This window comes from Faecalibacterium longum (assembly GCF_040094125.1).
Lineage (GTDB): Bacteria > Bacillota > Clostridia > Oscillospirales > Ruminococcaceae > Faecalibacterium > Faecalibacterium longum.
Genome location: NZ_JBBNIH010000008.1, coordinates 1 through 655, shown reverse-complemented (window position 1 = coordinate 655; position 655 = coordinate 1). Strand labels below are relative to the sequence as shown.

Genomic DNA, 655 nt, shown 5'->3' with positions numbered 1-655 from the left:
GGGTTCAAGAGGCCGTGAGTTCGATTCTCGCCACTCGGACCAAACAAAAATAATCCGAACTTGTTTCCGATAGGAGATGGGTTCGGATTATTTGTTTTCTTCGGAAAGTTCAATGCAGGTGTCCGTGGAAGATGAAATCCGAAATCATAGATTGACCGACATAAGCCACAACATGATTTTAGGAGGACATGAACATGAAGTACGATGCAAAAGCTTGCAAATTCAACATGGACACCGGATGCGTGGAGCTGCTGCTCCAGAATGGGAGAATGATCTCCATCGACTGCACCGGGGTCGAGGATGCACTGGACGTGACCATGGCGCAGAGGTCAGAACTGGACTATCTCATCTATAATGACCCTCTGGCGTATGCAGATTTGATTCTGAATGGCGACCCGGAGGAATATTTGAAGAATGTGGCTGGAAGCCATGGGTTAGAAGATTAAGGGCAAAACAAAAAACAGGGTGCGTCCCTGAATAGGACGCACCCTGCCAAAGACCACAGACGATAACGATATGTACAACAGGGCGTTCCCCGTAGCAGAGTTCCCATAAAACAGTATTTGCAAAAGTTCCCTAAATGGGGAAGATTTGGCGTGACTTCGGTCACGCCTTTTCTTTTGCTTCCAGTTCATCCAGAGGGATGTACCCCAGC

The 655-nt window shown here is 47.8% G+C and carries 1 protein-coding gene; it reads left to right on the top strand.

Translation table 11 applies throughout. From position 1 onward, the window contains the following. Nucleotides 1–194: 194 nt before the first annotated feature. Nucleotides 195–446, top strand: coding sequence for a DUF6061 family protein (locus tag AAAU26_RS00050; protein ID WP_227619014.1), 252 nt, complete (start codon nt 195–197; stop codon nt 444–446). The last annotated feature ends 209 nt before the right edge of the window (nt 447–655 follow it).

Excerpts from the sequence above, each read along its gene's own strand:
- AAAU26_RS00050 (WP_227619014.1), top strand. The coding sequence starts at position 195 with ATGAAGTACGATGCAAAAGCTTGCAAATTCAACATGGACACCGGATGC.